This window comes from Bacteroides caecicola (assembly GCF_023337095.1).
Taxonomy (GTDB): Bacteria; Bacteroidota; Bacteroidia; order Bacteroidales; family Bacteroidaceae; genus Phocaeicola; species Phocaeicola gallinarum.
Genome location: NZ_JAMBLM010000004.1, coordinates 174,648 through 191,602, shown reverse-complemented (window position 1 = coordinate 191,602; position 16,955 = coordinate 174,648). Strand labels below are relative to the sequence as shown.

Genomic DNA, 16,955 nt, shown 5'->3' with positions numbered 1-16,955 from the left:
ATGAAGAAAATTATACTGACTGGAATTATCGGTTGTATGGCAATAAGCAGCTGTACGACGAATTTCGAAGAATATAACCGCGACCCCTACGGCGTAACCGATGAAGTGCTGGCGTCGGGAGGTATCGCAGAGAAGATAGCCAATAACTGTGGCGTGCTTACGGGCATCGTGATTCCGCTGCAAGAAAACCTTTACCAGTATGCCATCAGCTTGGGATGCGAATCCTTGTCGGGGTACATGGGACAGACTAAATTCAGTGATTTCGGGAAATTCAATTACAATGCGGGATTCATTGAATATCCGTTTACCGATGCCGAATCTTTGGTTAAAGTCATCAAGCAATATAATGCGCTGGCTCTTGAGACGAATGCCGACCGGGAGAATGCTTTCTACGCATGGGGAACCGTGCTGAAGGTTGCCATTCTGCATCGCCTTACCGACATGTACGGTCCTATCCCTTACGAATTTTCGGGAACAGAGGCACAAAAGCCGTATCAGACGCAGGAATACATCTACCGCAAAATGATAGAAGAACTGACGTGGGCTTCGCAGACTTTATCATCTGCCACGCTGACGAATGTAGAAAAAGCGGCATGGACCACGCAAGATGACGTTTACGGCGGAGACTTGAACAAATGGGCGAAGTTTGCCAACTCACTCAAGTTACGTCTTGCCATGCGTACTTCCGGTAAGTTGCCCAATGAAGCAAGGGCTTGGGCGGAAGAGGCTGTAAAAGCAGGGGTTATAGAAAACAATACCGACAATGCCACGAAACCCACGTCGGATAATCCGTTCTATAAGATGAGTGTCAACTGGGGAGATACGCGCTGCGGAGCAGACATCATTGCTTACATGACGGCGTATTCTGACCCGCGCTTGGAGGCTTACTTCGAACCTACCAGCCGTAGCGGACGGGATACGTACTTCGGATTGCGGTCGGGCGTGAATCTGCCTGCCAAAGAAGAACTGATTAGCGGAAACATCTACTGCTTGCCGAAGGTGGGCATGACCGACCCGGTGGTGTGGCTCACGGCTTCCGAAGTGGCTTTTCTCCGGGCGGAAGGTGCGCTTAAAGGCTGGAACATGGGCGGTAATGCCGAAACCTTCTACACGCAAGGCATCGAACTGTCGATGAACATGCATCAGGTAAATATAGGTAACTATCTGAGTAACCGGAACAAGCGGAGAGCGTTTACCGACAGCAAGTATGCCCAGTTTAACAACGCATCGTTTGCATCCGACATTACCGTGGCGTGGAGCGACAATCCTGCCGGACAGTTGGGGCAAATCATTACGCAAAAATACATTGCCATGTATCCTTACGGAAGTGCCGAGGCATGGGCTGAATGGCGGCGTACGGGATATCCCAACCTCCTGCCGGCTATCGACTATAACCACGAGGTGACGAACATTCAGCGTAATGCCGACGGAGCCGATATGCGGGGATACCGGCGTTATCCGCTTCCGCAAGTAGAACATGACGTAAACGGTGCAAACGTTACACAGATTATCGCCGAAGATTTGGATGGTAATGACAGCCCGAATACCGATGTGTGGTGGGCGAGAAAATGAACCTGTTTAAACTGTTTCGCTGACTGAAAATTCTTTGCCGGAACGTACCGGAAAACGCTACCGTTAGCGTTACCCATCCCATGCGGATGCGTTGACCGGTTCTACCCATAGAACAGACCGGTTTTACCGCTTGCGTTTTTCCAAGTTCCGGGCAAAGAAGGAGACCGTTTGAACAAACGCTATAAAACCCAATGATACAACACTTTATATTTATGAAACATTTTATCTACATCATAGGAATAACAGGCTGCTTGACTGCTGCAAGCTGTACGGACATCGAACCGCTCGACATGCAGGTGGGCGGCGTTCCGCAAGACATGGAAACGATACAGGCTTTCAAAGCCTCCGAACATCCCCAAACGCTGGTATGGTTTAAAAACTGGAAGGCAGACGGAAATATGAACACGTATCTTAATACCCTGCCCGACAGCGTGGACATGGTGGTAGTGGAACAAGGGTATGAAACGCTTTCACAGTTCCAAACTACCGACCTCGAAACGGCGCAAACGGTAAAAAAGACCCGCGTACTGATTTTGGCGGAGCTTGACTCGTGGACTGCCGAATACAAAGAGAAAATTGAAGAAGCTGAAATAGAGGGAGAAAATAATGCCATCGAAGCTGCCGAGGCTGAAACTCCTTCGAGAGAGGCTACAAACGAAGAAATTGAAGCTGCCATCGAGGTTGAGCGCAGCAAGGTGAACAAAGAGTTTACCGAACGCTTCAACGCCTTGCCCGACCAACTGGAAAAGACGGTTGCGGAGCATAATTACGATGGAGTGAGCTTGCGCATCACTGCTGCCGACGATGCGTTCATCCGTGAGAGACTGAACGAAATCATCGCCCGGCTGGGAGGGAAATTCGGAAAGAAAGCGGGCAACAGACTTCTGGTTTTGGAAGGTGTGCCCGAATACTTTACCGCTTATTTCGAATGTTTCGATTACCTGATCAGCACCACGCTCAAGACCGACAAGCTGAGCTACGTACAGCAGGAATATGACAAACTGAAGGTATATGCCGGATTTGATGCCGCCAAGATGTTAACGTATCTGTCGCTTGAAAACGACGGATGGAAAACTCCGTTCGTCGACCTGATTTCTTCGCAACCGCTGACTGCTCCCAAGAATCTGACGCTCGCTACTTGGCTGCCGGCTGACGGAAAGGCTGTGGGAGGCATGGCTATCCGAGGAATCGAAACGGATTACGAACAGAATTACGAAACACTGAGAACTACGATACAATATCTTAACCTTAACAAATAATGGAAAGTATGAAAAACAGAATCATATATTTCGGATTACTTCTCTGCCTGATCGTTTTTGCAGGGTGTAAGGACGAATTCGGAAAAACATTGTTCGGACCGGAGGATACGGTGGCTCCCGAAAAGGTGACCGACCGCACACTGGTTTTCCTGAATACTACCGATGCCGAGAACATTGCAAACGGAACGGCTGTAACTGCCGACCCGGTAGATGTTATCTTCTCGGCTGTTCAGCCCGTTGGTCAGGTTAAGGAAATCAAGACCTCTGCCAAACTGACTAACGGCAAGAGCAAACGCGACCAAGTGTTTACGGTGAGCGTATTACAAGATGAAGCTGTTTTGCAGCAATACAAAGAAACAAACGGTTACCGGGTGAAGTTCTTGCCTGCCGAGGCTTACCACGTGGCTACTAATCTCATCAATATTGAATACGATGCTACAATGGCGGTAAGCCAGAGTCTGGTGAAGATTATCAACAGCAGCAAACTGGATTTAGACCAAGATTATCTGCTCGCTTTGCTATTAAATACGGCAGAGGGTTTTACTCTCGACGACTCGAACCGCACGCTTTATCTTCACGTGAAACGGAAAGGTGGTTCGGGAGAAGCTCAGGGCGCAGCCGACTTACGTCCGATGGCAGGCGATGACGCACTGGATGCCGACGGTGTAGACTTGGGTATCAACCGGAATAACCTGTATTACCAAACCGAAGGCTATGCGTTCCAGAAACTGAATGCATGTACGCTCGAAGGATTGGTTTTCGTCGATTCGTTCAAGGCGGCAAGCGAACGCGGAGATGCTACGCTGGCGGGTATCTCGTCGGTATGGGGATATGAAGCCGGAAGCGACGCTCCGTTCCTGATGAGGTTTGGTGATGCGGGCGTAGACCCGAACAAACTGCAAGTGAAAGCAGGAGGTAAAACGCTGTTGGTGAATTACAGTTTCCGCGAAAAGACATGGTATCACATCGCACTGACTTACGACGGTACGAATATCCGCGTGTATGTCAACTCGCGCGAACGGGCTTCTATGGCACATACGGGAACGCTCGACTTGGCAGGCGCACAGTTTGTCATCGGACAGTCATTCAACCAGTGGCGCGGATTCAACGGCATGATGTCGGAAATCAGAATATGGAATACCGCACGCACCGCAGCCCAACTGCGCGAAAATGCACTCGACGTGGTAGAGTATGAAAGCGAAAAGTCCGACTTGCTTGCTTACTGGAAATTGAATGGAGCCAAACCCGGTTCGGACAACAAGCAGATAGCCGACTTTACCGGAAACGGACACGACCTGACTGTGAAACGACAGGGAGCGGCATCGGCTGTTCAACCGAAAGTTGTGATAAACCAAGACATCGACATTAACCTCAAATAAAGACCGTATCATGAACTATATATCAATCATTAAAGCCGGCATGTTGGCTGCATTGGTCTGCCTTGCCGGATGTAAAGAAGAAACGCTGACCGCGGAAGTTCCCGTCCCCGGAACCGGAGGCGGAGAACTTACGGGAGAAACGCGCTTCGTATTGCCTCAGGAGGAAGGAGTGAACACACATGTATGGAAGGGAGAAGACCTTACGTTCGAGCTTCGCCGCGGAATGAATGACAAACGTGAGATTACCGCTGCTTTCGACACCGATGAGGAGACTCTGAACGCCCTTACAGCCAAATATGCCGAGTTAAAAGGCATAAATCTTTATAAATTGTTAAGCACGGAAAGTTACGAAGTGCCGCAAACGGTAACCCTTGCTCCGGACAAAGCATCGGTTTCAGTTCCCGTAAAGATTAAAGATGTAAAAGAAGGGACGTTCGTTCTTCCGCTGGTACTGAAGAACGGCGAACATGAAATCGGCGTACAGTTTGTTGAAGTGGTACGCCACCCGGAAGCTGATTTCAACATGAGCTGGCTCGACCGCACTCCGTCGGTAGAAGAACCGCGCTTTGTGGCTATCATTGAAACGGCCGAAAACGACATCCGTAACGTGGGCAACTATGTGCTTTATCCGAACGGGGAGGAACAGGCAGATACCCGCCGTCCACTGTTCGACATGACGGTTATTTTCTCTGCCAACATCAACTGGAACGGCATTCAAGGCAAACCCGAACTGTATTATAACGAAAGTGTACGCCGCATTCTTGATAACCGCGATGTATTTGTAAAACCGTTGCAAGACCGTGGAATCAAGGTGTTGCTCTCGCTTATGCCGAATCATCAGGCCATCGGCTTCTCAAACCTCGACATTACAGGCGAACGCAGTATGATTAAAGGACTTGCCCGCGACATTCAAGAGGCGGTTCAGACTTACGGACTCGACGGAGTGATGTTCGACGACGAGTATGCCAACTATCCCGAAACTCCGGAAGCTGAACAGCCGGGACGTCCGATGGTACAGATGGGAAGTTTCCATTTCCTGATAAAAGAGCTGAGAGACTTAATGCCTATCGTAGAAGGTCAGGCATGGAAAGACCGTCACAACTTGATTACGCTGTATAACACAGGGCCGTTCACCAACGGTGCCGGAAACGGATGGTGCCTGTTCGGAAACAAGTTCGACCTCATAAAAAAACATGCTGCAGGATGGGAAGACGAACGTTACGGAAATCCGATTGCCGAAGACAAAAAGGCGGTACGCGAGTGGGTAAAAGACCCTGCCAACCAAGCCGTGCTTGAAGAAATAGGCAAGATAGAAGTAGGCAGGCTGTTTGATTATGTATGGAATGCCAACTACCTGCGCGGCGATAACCACCAGTATTCGTTCAGTAGCGGCAGAACCAGTGATACTTGGATAGCAGGACTGTCGGGCGAAGATGCTGAGAAGAAATACGGTGTGGCTTCCTTTGAAATGAGTCTGGAAAACGATTACGGACGCATCCAGCACCAGACTCGCTTCTGGGAGCAGGGTGAAGGCAAGCGTAACGAGGCTTTGACCACCACCATCGGCAAGCAAAAAACCGGAAAACACCAGTCTATCATTTGCTTCAACCTGCAATACGTACCCGATACGTGGAAAGATGCACCTTACACGAATCTGTATCTGCAAGACTTCCCGCTGTTTATGAAACAGTTAGGAAACACTGCCAATCCTGTTGTGAAGTTTGAGGGAGTAAACTACGATACACTTCTTCCGGCTTATATGAAGTAAAAAACCTACCAACCTATCATACATAAGTATGAGTACAGCAAAGAGACCGCCCGTGCGATACGAAGCGGTCTCTTTTTTTGTAGTCTTTCACCGATATATTACCGTTAGCGAATCACAGCCTCATCGGGCCACGGAATCAGTTCTCCCGTTTGCTTGTACGACGGGCGCTGAGCATCACAGTCTTTCAGTGCGGCAGTCAACTCTTTTGCCAGCTGTTTTGCCAAATCGGGTTGCATCTTTATCAGATTGTTTTGTTCGCCTATGTCTTCACGAACATTGTAAAGACGCAGCTCGCGGTTTTCCCAAAAATACAAAAGGTGATAATCGCCTTTCAGAATGGCAGAATAAGCGCCGAATCCCTCTGCCGTATCCTGACTTTCACCCCAAAGGTTCGGGAAATGCCAGATGTTGGTACGGTCGCGTTTCAGTGTGGGGTCTTTTAATATGTCCACAAAACTCTTTCCGTCTACGTGTTGTACAGTTTGATATGACTTTGCCCCTGCCATTTCGAGAATAGTAGGAAAGAAATCTTCTATCATCACACGGTTTTCGTTTACCGTTCCTCCTTTTACCACACCCGGCCATGATACAATCATCGGTTCATGTACGCCACCTTCGTATGCCGAACCTTTACCTCCACGAGCCGGATAGTTAGGGTCACGGTTCAGAATGCCTTGCCGGGGTCCTACGCTCTGCCCTCCGTTGTCGGACATGAAAATAAGAATGGTGTTGGCTGCCACTTCGGGACGTTCGCCCAAATAATCCAGTATATCTCCCAAACTCTTGTCCATACCTTCCACCAAAGCTGCATGATTGATTTCATTTTCATCCAGATTGGCTTTCAGTTGGGCATCGTACACACCGCTGCCGTCCGGCTGACGGTAATTTCCCGTAAAGCGTTTGTCGGGGTTATAGGGTGCATGAATGGCATAATGAGACATATACAGATAAAAAGGCTGACGATTGGCTATGGGCTTATCGAGAGCTTTTAAAGCCTCAATGGTAAGAGCTTCGGTCAGGAAAGTACCCTTGCTGTAATATTGTTCCAATCCGCTAACATGGAAAGCCCCAGAGCCAAATTCATTTTCGGCAAGATAGCTTCCGGGAGCTCCGTTGGCTCCACCCCCGATGTTCACGTCGAAACCAAAGCTCAAAGGATTTTCTCCAACCGTACCGCGCGCGCCAAAATGGGCTTTGCCACAATGTATGGTATAATAACCATTTTCTTGCAACAAACGGGGCAATGCCGTAATGGGCGTGGCATTTTTCAAATCGTGTTCACCGGCACGGTCAACGGGCTGTATGCCGTTGTAGTTCCAATCGGGCAACTGTAATACGTTGCTTTCGACATCGGTCTGCACGTCATACTCCAGCGTCCAGTTGGTTACCCGATGACGGGCTGCGTTCATGCCGCTCATCAGACTGCATCGCGAGGGTGATGAAATGGCACAAGCGTATGCCTGCGTAAACTTCACCCCCATCTGTGCCAAACGTTCCATATTGGGAGTATGATAACGCTCATTCAGCGGAGTTGGCTCTTCATAAAAAGGAACAGAGGTTTCCTGCCATCCCATATCATCTACTAAAAACAGAATGATATTAGGCTTATCTTGCGCCGAAACGTTCCCTAAAGCTGCCAGAAATGCTGCCGTAAACAAATGTCTTTTCTGTTTCATATTTCTGATTGTTTATATTAAAGTTATTATAATTCAGACTTATCCTGCATGTCGGGTCCCGATAAACGGAAAGCCACAGCAGGCGATAACAGTGTGGTTATTAAAACCAGTAACCACAGATTTCCAGTCATCGGATTATAAGCAGCCATTAGTTCCGGAAAAGCAATGCCCGAAACCTGCCCGCATACAAGTTCAAACAGGATGGTTAGAAACACCCAAAACAAACCTACGCGGTAACACATTCCACGACTAAGATTTTTTATGCGAGGCAAAAGTATCCATGTAAGAAAAAAGATGCAAACGCTCAGCAAGATTCCGCTTATCGGCAATGCCCATTGAGCAGTAAACATTGGAGTCAGCACGTATTCCCGCAATCCTCCGTTCAGAATAGCCACGGGGATAAAACAAACCCATATCAGAACCGATTTTAATAGAATCATCATTGCATAATAGATTGTGATAACATTACTCGTTTTGCCTAAACCAATCTACCGGCTGGTTACACATAGACTTTAATAAGCAGGCGATTCAGCCATGGCCAACGTACGCGATACCATCGGCGACTGCTCGTCTGCCTGCCTCCGAAGCGTAGGATAAAATCGCGGAAACCATACTTCTTAAAAGGAAGTCCGGCATCCATAAACTCAAAGTGACCATACCCGTGGCGGCGGGCATAAGTCATGGCATTCCATACCGCCAACACACCGGGATATAACAAAGGATAGCTTTTACGCATCCCACCCGAAAACAGCAAATAAGCACTATCATCGGAAAACAGGCAAACCGCCCCTCCTATTATTTTATCCTTATAACGTATAAGGAATATTTTACCGGCTTCGCGCCGCAAAGGTTGTGAAAAAAGAGATAGGAAAAAGCCTATATCGGGTAAATATTGGTTGATCTTTGAGGAATAATACTTCTTCAGCATCGAGAAAAAAGCATAAACATCGTCGCTGGTCCGTGCTACATCCATAACTGCACCGTTTTTCAGTCCGCGCTGAATCTGACGCTTGCGCGAGGTACTCATCCATTTGTCCAGCGCGTGGTGATGAATCGAATTACGTACGCGCAACCAGCGTATGGGAAAATAACCGTTCTGACGGAAATAACGATAACCGAACAAAGGTTCTTCCAAATTGCGAAACTCTATGAGGAATGATTTTTCGCGATAAGTGGATGTAAGGTAAGTCAGCATTTCATTGAATATCTGTTCGCGACGGAAAGAGCTTTTGAAATATTCGCCCGTACCATAAACATACGTCTTTTTAAGCAATCCCGTTATATGAAAATAGCTGCGCGTAGTACAAAGCAATTTTCCAACAACCTTGTCTCCCTCGTATGCCACCAACAATACAGGCTGATAGCCGGATGTCTGCTCCAAAGCCTGAAACAAAGCGGTAGAATGGAAGACATTCGTTCCGGGTAAAGACGGAACGTCTTTTGCATGGTAATATGTCGTCAGACGGATATCCATATAGTGCAAATTTATAACTTTTTATTGAGCATTTAAAAGAGAAAGCCTATATTTGTGGAAGAAACAAGATTTTTGTGAATCTATTTATCAAAAAAAGAGTATGGCGACAAAGGCTATAAACAATAAAGATACATGTAGGGCGGCAGCTGTATTTCTGACCTTAACGGGTATTATTTACTTACTTGACCGCTGGATAGACTTTGCCGATTGCGGACTGGCGTGGGTAACGCAGAAAGACACGATGCTGCTTTATGCATCGGTGGTTTTCCTGTGGTTCAAATCAGACAAGTCTGTGGGTATCATCCTTGCCGGTATCTGGCTCATTCAGAACATCAACTTAGTAACAGAATTACTGGGACAAATGTCATCGTACCTTCTTCCTACAAGTCTGCTTGCCGTGGGTGTCATCCTCTATTTTATTTCCTCTAAATAGAAAAACCGATGAATGAAACAATTACTTCCATTGCGATTATAGGAGCCGGAAATGTAGCCACACATCTGGCTTTGGGACTTTCCGGCAAAGGCTTTACCATTCGGCAGGTATTCAGCCGTACCGAAGAGTCCGCCCGCGAACTGGCAACCAAGCTGAATTGTCCTTATACGAGTTCGCTGGAACAACTAACGCCAGATGCCGACCTGTATATCGTATCCATAAAAGATTCGGCATTAGAGTCTGTCATCCCACATATCACCCGCCGCAATCCGCAAGCCCTGTTCGTACACACGGCAGGAAGCATGTCGGCAGACGTTTGGAAAGGATATGCCAACCGCTACGGAGTAATTTATCCGATGCAAACATTCAGCAAACAGCGCACGATAGATTTTACAGATATCCCGGTTTTTATTGAGGCCAACAATGCTGACGATACCGACCGGCTGACGCGGCTGATGGAACAGTTGAGCCGGCACATTTACCATGTGTCTTCAGAACAACGGCGTTACCTGCATATCGCTGCCGTCTTTGCCTGCAACTTTACGAACCACATGTACGCCGTGTGCGAGCATCTGCTGAAAGCTCATGGACTACCTTTTGCAGCCATGCTCCCGCTTATCGACGAAACGGCCCGCAAAGTACATTTGCTCTCTCCCACGGAAGCACAAACCGGACCTGCCTGCCGATATGATGTAAACGTTATCGACCGACACCTGCAAATGCTGAACGGGGAACCCGAACTCGCTAAACTTTACGAGCTGATAAGCCAAAATATTCATGTATATAACGAAAGGAAAAGTAAACATTAATTACCGTATGATAGATTACGATTTAACCCGAATAAAAGCATTGTTTTTCGATGTAGACGGCGTGTTAAGTGCCGAAACCATTTTTCTCCATCCCGACGGCGAACCGATGCGGTCGGTCAACATCAAAGACGGATACGCACTTCAGCTCGCAGTCAAATGCGGACTGCATGTTGCCATCATTACCGGAGGCAAGACAGAAGCAGTAAGAAAACGTTACAAAGGATTAGGCATTACAGACGTGTATTTAGGAGCTGCCGTCAAAACCAACGAATACAATGAGCTGCTGCAAAAATACAACCTCAAGCCGGAAGAAGTGCTTTACATGGGCGATGATATTCCCGATTATGAGGTTCTTTCCCTCGTGGGACTTCCTTGCTGCCCTGCTGACGCGGCTCCCGAAATAAAATCAATCTGCAAATACATATCCCACCGAAAGGGAGGGTACGGCTGCGGACGCGATGTGATAGAGCAGGTGCTTCGCGCTCAAGGCAAATGGATGTCTCATGAAGAGGCTTTCGGCTGGTAATAATCCCCCCCAAAAACGCTACCGTTAGTGTTACTCATCCTATGCGGTAGCGTTTACCGGTTCTACCGCAAGCGTTTTTCAAGCCTCCAAACAGATTCGAAACAAGCTCGCTACAAACTTAAACTTCCTCATCATAAAAGAATATAAAACAATGATACTTAACAACTTATCGAAATACAAAATCAAATTAGCATCCAACTCCCCCCGCCGTCGGGAGCTTTTATCGGGATTAGGCATTGACTACGAAGTAAAAATCTTGCCGGGAATCGACGAAACCTATCCTGACACCTTACAAGGTGAAGAAATACCGGTTTACATAGCCCGTAAAAAAGCGGATGCCTACCGTTCGGCGATGGAAAAAGACGAACTCATCATAACCGCCGACACAATAGTATATATCAATGGAAAGGTTTTAGGGAAGCCACGTGATGAAGCAGACGCCCGTTACATGCTCCGCCAACTGTCAGGTTCTTCCCATCAAGTCATAACCGGAGTATGTATTACCACCTGTGAATTTCAAAAAACATTCTCCGCCACTACAGAAGTAACATTTGACAACCTGACCAATGAAGAAATAGATTTTTACATCGAAAGATATCATCCCATGGATAAAGCTGGCTCATACGGCATTCAAGAATGGATAGGATTTATCGGTGTATCCGGAATACACGGTTCCTACTTCAACGTTATGGGTCTTCCGGTACAGCGTTTGTATCAGGAACTCAAGAAGATACGGTGATAGATGGCTATACATCGGTTTCCCGTAAAATAACATATTAAACTTAGTTCGCTATAAATCAGGACATGATGTAACAGATAATACGCGAAAAGTAGCAGACACAGATATGCCCGCTGCCGCATCCGGCAAAATTACTTTCGCCTTCTTTCTATGCAACGTAATGCAAAGATGAAGATTTTACCGAATATAAACAAAAAACAGCCTGAAAAACTTGCGTATTAAACGAATGTTGATTACATTTGTAATGCAATAAAAACAAAGGAGGTATTAATGAAGAAAAAGCGAAAAAGCAAAAAACTTCAAGAAGCCGAAGATGACCTATTATTTTATTTGGAGTTTTACAAGAAATTTCCAGATAGCTACAAAAAGAAAATAGCAGATAAGGAAATCAAGGAGCTTGAAGAAAAAATTAAAAAAGAGTAAAAACATCCCTCCCTTCGGAGAGGGAATTAAAATAACAAAGCCATGACATATTACGATAAAATAAAAGAATTGGCAGCCCGTAACCGGGAAGCAAAAACAAAAGAAGAAAAGGCGGTCATTGCAGAAGAAATGATGAAACTCCAAAATGAAAATCCGGAAGAATATCAGTCTGCTCTTGAAACCCTCATCAAAGAGACCTCTAAAGAAGTAGAAACACTCACCATGGCTGAAAAACTTGGAGAAGTGACAAAAATAGTTTCAATGGCTTACATTGCACAACACTATTTTGGAAAGACAAGAAGCTGGCTTGCCCATAAACTTAACGGAAACACGGTAAATGGAAAAAAAGCCGGTTTCACCTCTGGCGAAATAGAGACATTGAAATTCGCATTATCAGACATCTCAAAAAAATTAGGCTCACTAAGTGCTACCCTTTAGTACACTTTGTTTTTATTGCCCGTCCCCGCAGCATGAGCCGTCTGCGGGGATTTTTTTAGGTTCACCACTGCCACAAGCTCCAGTTCACTATTATGGGTCTTCCGGTACAGCGTTTGTATCAGGAACTCAAAAAGATACGGTGAGATACGATGCGAAAAACGGAATTCTTGTGGTATAAATAAAGAAACAGAAACAAAAGAAAAAGAAAAAAAAGAATTAAAATTATTTTGACCAAAATAAAACAAATACTACCTTTGAACTCGCGGTTACGTCTGACATTAACTTATAGATTATTTCCTCTCTAAGGATAACGTTTGATAAAACCCGCAAAATTAATCGGATATTTAATTATCTTCTAACTATTTGTAATGAAGAAAAAATCAAAATCAAAATTACCGAAAAAGATATTGGTAAAATACACGAAAAAAGGAAACTCTGAGGCCAGCAAACCAAGTTGTTATGATTATGAAACGATTCTTTCTTCCGAAGAATTGTTCTCCATACTAAATTTCAGAGAAAATCAGAGTTCTAATATAGGCATGGCAAGACCTGCTTGTGTAAAACGTATTACCGCTACTTGTGTAAAAATCTCATTAACACAGATTACGCAAAACTCAGTTCATTTATCAACTGAATCGAAAACAGACAAGGAGAACAACGAAAAAGACACTGAAAAAGACAAGTAATTTCAACTTCAAGAAATCCGGTGCAACTTCCGGAAACAATCAGCACATTCAAGTTGCATCTCAAACAAAGAAAAGAGAACACAACAGTGAAGGAAGTCTAAAGATTTTCTTCACTGTTGTGTTATATACAGACCAACAAAATAGCCTGCGAAAATTTTCACAAATCCACAATAAAAATGAAAGGCTAATTAACACGATTCCGAGGAAAGATTTTCTATAAAAAGTTTCGTATTTCAACACAATTTTGCTTTCTTTGTCTGCAAGTAAAAAAAAGAGCTTTAAACTTAATATCCATAAAAAACTATTTTATTATGAAGATTTCTCACATCGAACATTTGGGCATTGCAGTAAAAAGCATCGAAGAAGCCCTGCCTTATTATGAAAACGTTCTTGGACTAAAATGTTATAACATAGAAACGGTGGAAGACCAGAAAGTGAAAACGGCATTCTTAAAATGCGGTGAAACCAAAATAGAGCTGCTCGAACCTACGGGGGCAGACAGCACTATCGCCAAATTTATAGAGAACCGGGGCATGGGAGTACACCATGTGGCTTTCGCTATCGAAGATGGGGTAGCCAACGCTTTGGCTGAAGCCGAAACTGCCGGTATCCGACTGATAGATAAAGCACCGCGTAAAGGAGCTGAAAACTTAAACATCGCATTTTTACATCCCAAATCAACAATGGGTGTACTGACCGAACTCTGTGAAAAATAATTAAGCAAGTGTATGGAAAGCTGTCTTTTACAGTTTTTACTGACATCTTTTCGTGCTTTGATTTAATACATTACCAATTCATTTAAAAGACTAATACCATGAGCAAACAACTTGAAAAAGTAAAAGAGCTGATAGACCTGCGCACCCAAGCACGTATGGGCGGAGGTGAAAAAGCAATCGAAAAGCAACACGCAAAAGGAAAATATACAGCCCGCGAACGCATCTCCATGCTTTTAGACGAAGGAAGTTTCGAAGAAATGGACATGTTTGTACAGCATCGGTGTACTAATTTCGGCATGGACAAAAAACATTATTTAGGAGATGGTGTAGTAACGGGATACGGTACGATAGAAGGACGTCTTGTGTATGTCTTTGCACAAGATTTTACGGTTTCGGCCGGCTCACTGTCGGAAACAATGTCAATGAAGATTTGTAAAGTAATGGATATGGCTATGAAAATGGGAGCGCCTTGCATCGGATTGAACGATTCGGGAGGTGCACGTATCCAAGAAGGCATTAACGCACTTGCAGGTTATGCTGAAATCTTCCAACGCAATATCATGGCTTCGGGAGTAATTCCGCAAATTTCAGGAATCTTTGGTCCGTGTGCCGGAGGTGCGGTTTACTCACCTGCTCTAACCGACTTTACGCTGATGATAGAAGGAACTTCTTACATGTTTCTTACAGGACCGAAAGTTGTAAAAACGGTTACAGGCGAAGATGTTTCTCAAGAAGATTTAGGCGGAGCCAGTGTACACTCTACACGCTCAGGAGTTACTCACTTCACTGCTTCAACTGAAGAAGAGGGACTTACACTTATCCGTAAACTATTAAGCTACATTCCACAAAACAACCTCGAAGAGCCTCCATACATTGACTGTACAGACCCCATCGACAGATTAGAAGATTCGTTGAATGAAATCGTACCCGACAGCCCGAATAAGGCTTATGATATGTATGAAGTAATCGGAGCCATAGTAGATAACGGTGAATTCTTAGAGGTACAACGAGATTATGCTAAGAATATCATTGTAGGATTTGCCCGTTTTAACGGACAGTCAGTAGGTATTGTAGCTAATCAACCTAAAGTATTGGCAGGTGTACTCGATTGTAATTCATCACGTAAAGGCGCACGCTTCGTACGGTTCTGCGACGCATTCAACATTCCAATCGTATCATTAGTAGATGTTCCGGGATTCCTTCCGGGTACAGGACAAGAATATAACGCCGTAATCTTAAACGGAGCCAAATTGTTATATGCCTACGGAGAAGCTACCGTACCTAAAGTAACCATAACCTTACGTAAATCGTACGGCGGTTCTCACATTGTGATGAGTTGCAAACAGTTGCGAGGCGACATGAATTACGCATGGCCAACAGCCGAAATAGCTGTCATGGGAGGAGCCGGAGCCGTAGAAGTCCTTTATGCTCGTGAGGCCAAAGAAGCTGCCGACCCCAAAGCTCTTATGGCCGAAAAAGAAGCCGAATACACGAAATTGTTTGCTAACCCATATAATGCAGCTAAATACGGTTACATTGATGATGTAATAGAACCGCGCAATACACGCTTCCGTATCATACGCGCATTACAACAGTTGCAGACTAAAAAACTGACGAACCCTGCAAAGAAGCATGGAAATATTCCTTTGTAATATTAATCTTTAAATTCAGTTTCTATGAACAAACCTTTAATCGGAATATTTTTCATATCCATTTTGCTGGCAGCGTTTAGTTCGTGTACCACTCCCGAAGGGAAAACCAAAATAGTAATCAATGAGGTTTTAATTGATAATGAAAGCAACTTCGAGGACGATTACGGCGTACACAGCGGATGGGTTGAAATATTCAATACCTCTTACAATAGTGTTAATCTGGCAGGATGTTACCTGAAAGTTAGCAGCGAACCGGGAGATACGGTTTCTTATTTTATACCGAAAGGCGATGTGCTAACAGCCATCAGCCCGCGCCAACATGCTCTTTTTTGGGCAGACGGCACTCCACGCAGAGGAACGTTCCACACCAACTTTGTGTTAAGCAAAACAAATGATAACTGGGTAGGACTTTATGATTCCGGCAGAAATTTACTCGACCAAATAGTAGTACCTGTCGGCATTTTGAAAACAAACCAGTCTTATGCACGAGTAAGCGATGGTTCAAACGAATGGGAGGTCAAAGATGACAGCGAAACCAAATATGTTACGCCCAGTACGAACAACCAAACGCTGGAAGGAAACCCGAAGATGGATAAGTTTGAACAACATGACTCTGTGGGTATCGGTATGACGATAACTGCAATGTGCGTAGTGTTCACCGGTCTTATCCTACTTTACCTCTGCTTCAAGTTAGTCGGCAAAATTGCTATCAAGCTGCGCAAACGCAACGCCATGATAGCGCATAACATTACCGATAAACAGGAAGCTAAAGACCGCAAGTTCGGAGAAACTCCGGGCGACGTAATTGCTGCCATATCTATGGCGTTACACGAAACTCAGGGAGCCGACCACGATGTGGAAGAAACCATTCTTACCATCAGCCGCGTAAAGAGAAGCTACTCTCCGTGGAGTTCGAAGATTTATACCTTACGCGAAAATCCTCATAAGAAATAACCCGCTAACGATTAATAACCATGAAAGAATATAGATACAAAATCAACGGAAATCTTTACAAGGTAACCGTAGGAGATATTGAAGACAACAATGTACACGTAGAAGTCAACGGAACAGCATACACCGTAGAGTTAGAAAAGAAATCTTCTCCTAAAATAAAACCGGTGGTACGTACGGCTTCTACCAGCCCGGCTACACCGCCTCCCGCTGTGACCCGTCCTACACTGGCAAGTAGCAAATCGGGACTGAAATCTCCGCTACCGGGAGTAATCCTCGAAATTAAAGTAAAAGAAGGTGATACCGTAAAACGTGGACAAACCCTGATTGTGCTCGAAGCCATGAAAATGGAAAACGACATCAAGGCAGACCGAGACGGCAAAGTTACCGCTATCAAAGTCAACAAAGGAGATTCTATTCTTGAAGGTACAGACCTTATAATCATTGAATAACT

The 16,955-nt window shown here is 45.2% G+C and carries 18 protein-coding genes; 15 read left to right on the top strand and 3 right to left on the bottom strand.

What is annotated here, in order from left to right; translation table 11 throughout:
• The 4 genes from M3085_RS05550 (at position 1) to M3085_RS05535 (ending at position 5,978) form a co-directional block, all read left to right on the top strand.
• On the top strand, positions 1-1,572 hold the full coding sequence (locus tag M3085_RS05550) for a SusD/RagB family nutrient-binding outer membrane lipoprotein (RefSeq protein ID WP_249052487.1): 1,572 nt from the start codon (positions 1-3) through the stop codon (positions 1,570-1,572).
• 212 nt (positions 1,573-1,784) lie between these two features.
• Positions 1,785-2,831 (top strand): glycoside hydrolase family 18, encoded by a 1,047-nt coding sequence (locus tag M3085_RS05545; RefSeq protein WP_249052486.1) that lies wholly within the window; start codon positions 1,785-1,787, stop codon positions 2,829-2,831.
• Positions 2,832-2,839: 8 nt separating this feature from the next.
• Positions 2,840-4,210, top strand: coding sequence for a DUF1735 and LamG domain-containing protein (locus tag M3085_RS05540; RefSeq protein ID WP_249052485.1), 1,371 nt, complete (start codon positions 2,840-2,842; stop codon positions 4,208-4,210).
• Between the two features lie 10 nt (positions 4,211-4,220).
• Positions 4,221-5,978, top strand: coding sequence for a BT_3987 domain-containing protein (locus M3085_RS05535; RefSeq protein ID WP_249052484.1), 1,758 nt, complete (start codon positions 4,221-4,223; stop codon positions 5,976-5,978).
• Between the two features lie 104 nt (positions 5,979-6,082).
• Here the strand turns inward: M3085_RS05535 and M3085_RS05530 are convergent, their stop codons facing one another.
• From M3085_RS05530 to M3085_RS05520, 3 genes are read right to left on the bottom strand one after another with little or no spacing between them, the layout of a single operon-like run.
• Entirely contained in the window at positions 6,083-7,654 is a 1,572-nt protein-coding gene (locus tag M3085_RS05530) for a sulfatase (RefSeq protein ID WP_178257332.1), read from the bottom strand.
• 26 nt (positions 7,655-7,680) lie between these two features.
• Positions 7,681-8,097: a hypothetical protein gene (locus M3085_RS05525; RefSeq protein ID WP_249052483.1), complete on the bottom strand. Its 417-nt coding sequence runs from the start codon at positions 8,095-8,097 to the stop codon at positions 7,681-7,683.
• Positions 8,098-8,153: 56 nt separating this feature from the next.
• Positions 8,154-9,128: a GNAT family N-acetyltransferase gene (locus M3085_RS05520; RefSeq protein WP_204499189.1), complete on the bottom strand. Its 975-nt coding sequence runs from the start codon at positions 9,126-9,128 to the stop codon at positions 8,154-8,156.
• Between the two features lie 100 nt (positions 9,129-9,228).
• Between M3085_RS05520 and M3085_RS05515 the strand changes: the two genes are divergently transcribed.
• The 11 genes from M3085_RS05515 (at position 9,229) to M3085_RS05465 (ending at position 16,953) form a co-directional block, all read left to right on the top strand.
• Positions 9,229-9,561: a hypothetical protein gene (locus M3085_RS05515; protein WP_178257334.1), complete on the top strand. Its 333-nt coding sequence runs from the start codon at positions 9,229-9,231 to the stop codon at positions 9,559-9,561.
• 8 nt (positions 9,562-9,569) lie between these two features.
• Entirely contained in the window at positions 9,570-10,370 is an 801-nt protein-coding gene (locus M3085_RS05510) for a Rossmann-like and DUF2520 domain-containing protein (protein WP_249052482.1), read from the top strand.
• A gap of 7 nt (positions 10,371-10,377) precedes the next feature.
• A complete protein-coding gene (locus tag M3085_RS05505; RefSeq protein WP_178257371.1) occupies positions 10,378-10,896 on the top strand; it encodes a KdsC family phosphatase in 519 nt (172 codons plus the stop codon).
• A 154-nt stretch (positions 10,897-11,050) separates the two neighbouring features.
• A complete protein-coding gene (locus M3085_RS05500) occupies positions 11,051-11,635 on the top strand; it encodes a Maf-like protein (RefSeq protein ID WP_249052526.1) in 585 nt (194 codons plus the stop codon).
• Between the two features lie 270 nt (positions 11,636-11,905).
• Positions 11,906-12,058 (top strand): hypothetical protein, encoded by a 153-nt coding sequence (locus tag M3085_RS05495; protein ID WP_249052481.1) that lies wholly within the window; start codon positions 11,906-11,908, stop codon positions 12,056-12,058.
• 42 nt (positions 12,059-12,100) lie between these two features.
• Positions 12,101-12,496 (top strand): DUF5053 domain-containing protein, encoded by a 396-nt coding sequence (locus M3085_RS05490; RefSeq protein ID WP_249052480.1) that lies wholly within the window; start codon positions 12,101-12,103, stop codon positions 12,494-12,496.
• 368 nt (positions 12,497-12,864) lie between these two features.
• Positions 12,865-13,182, top strand: a complete 318-nt coding sequence (locus tag M3085_RS05485) for a hypothetical protein (protein WP_191709748.1) — start codon at positions 12,865-12,867, stop codon at positions 13,180-13,182.
• A gap of 311 nt (positions 13,183-13,493) precedes the next feature.
• Positions 13,494-13,898 carry a methylmalonyl-CoA epimerase gene (gene mce / locus M3085_RS05480; protein WP_191709749.1) on the top strand — a complete coding sequence of 135 codons (405 nt, stop codon included), beginning with the start codon at positions 13,494-13,496 and terminating at the stop codon, positions 13,896-13,898.
• Positions 13,899-13,996: 98 nt separating this feature from the next.
• Positions 13,997-15,550, top strand: a complete 1,554-nt coding sequence (locus tag M3085_RS05475; RefSeq protein ID WP_191709750.1) for an acyl-CoA carboxylase subunit beta — start codon at positions 13,997-13,999, stop codon at positions 15,548-15,550.
• Positions 15,551-15,574: 24 nt separating this feature from the next.
• The gene (locus tag M3085_RS05470; RefSeq protein WP_249052479.1) at positions 15,575-16,504 is read left to right on the top strand and encodes an OadG family transporter subunit; all 930 of its coding nucleotides are present in this window, start codon (positions 15,575-15,577) and stop codon (positions 16,502-16,504) included.
• Positions 16,505-16,524: 20 nt separating this feature from the next.
• Positions 16,525-16,953 carry a biotin/lipoyl-containing protein gene (locus M3085_RS05465; RefSeq protein ID WP_191709752.1) on the top strand — a complete coding sequence of 143 codons (429 nt, stop codon included), beginning with the start codon at positions 16,525-16,527 and terminating at the stop codon, positions 16,951-16,953.
• Positions 16,954-16,955: the final 2 nt, after the last annotated feature.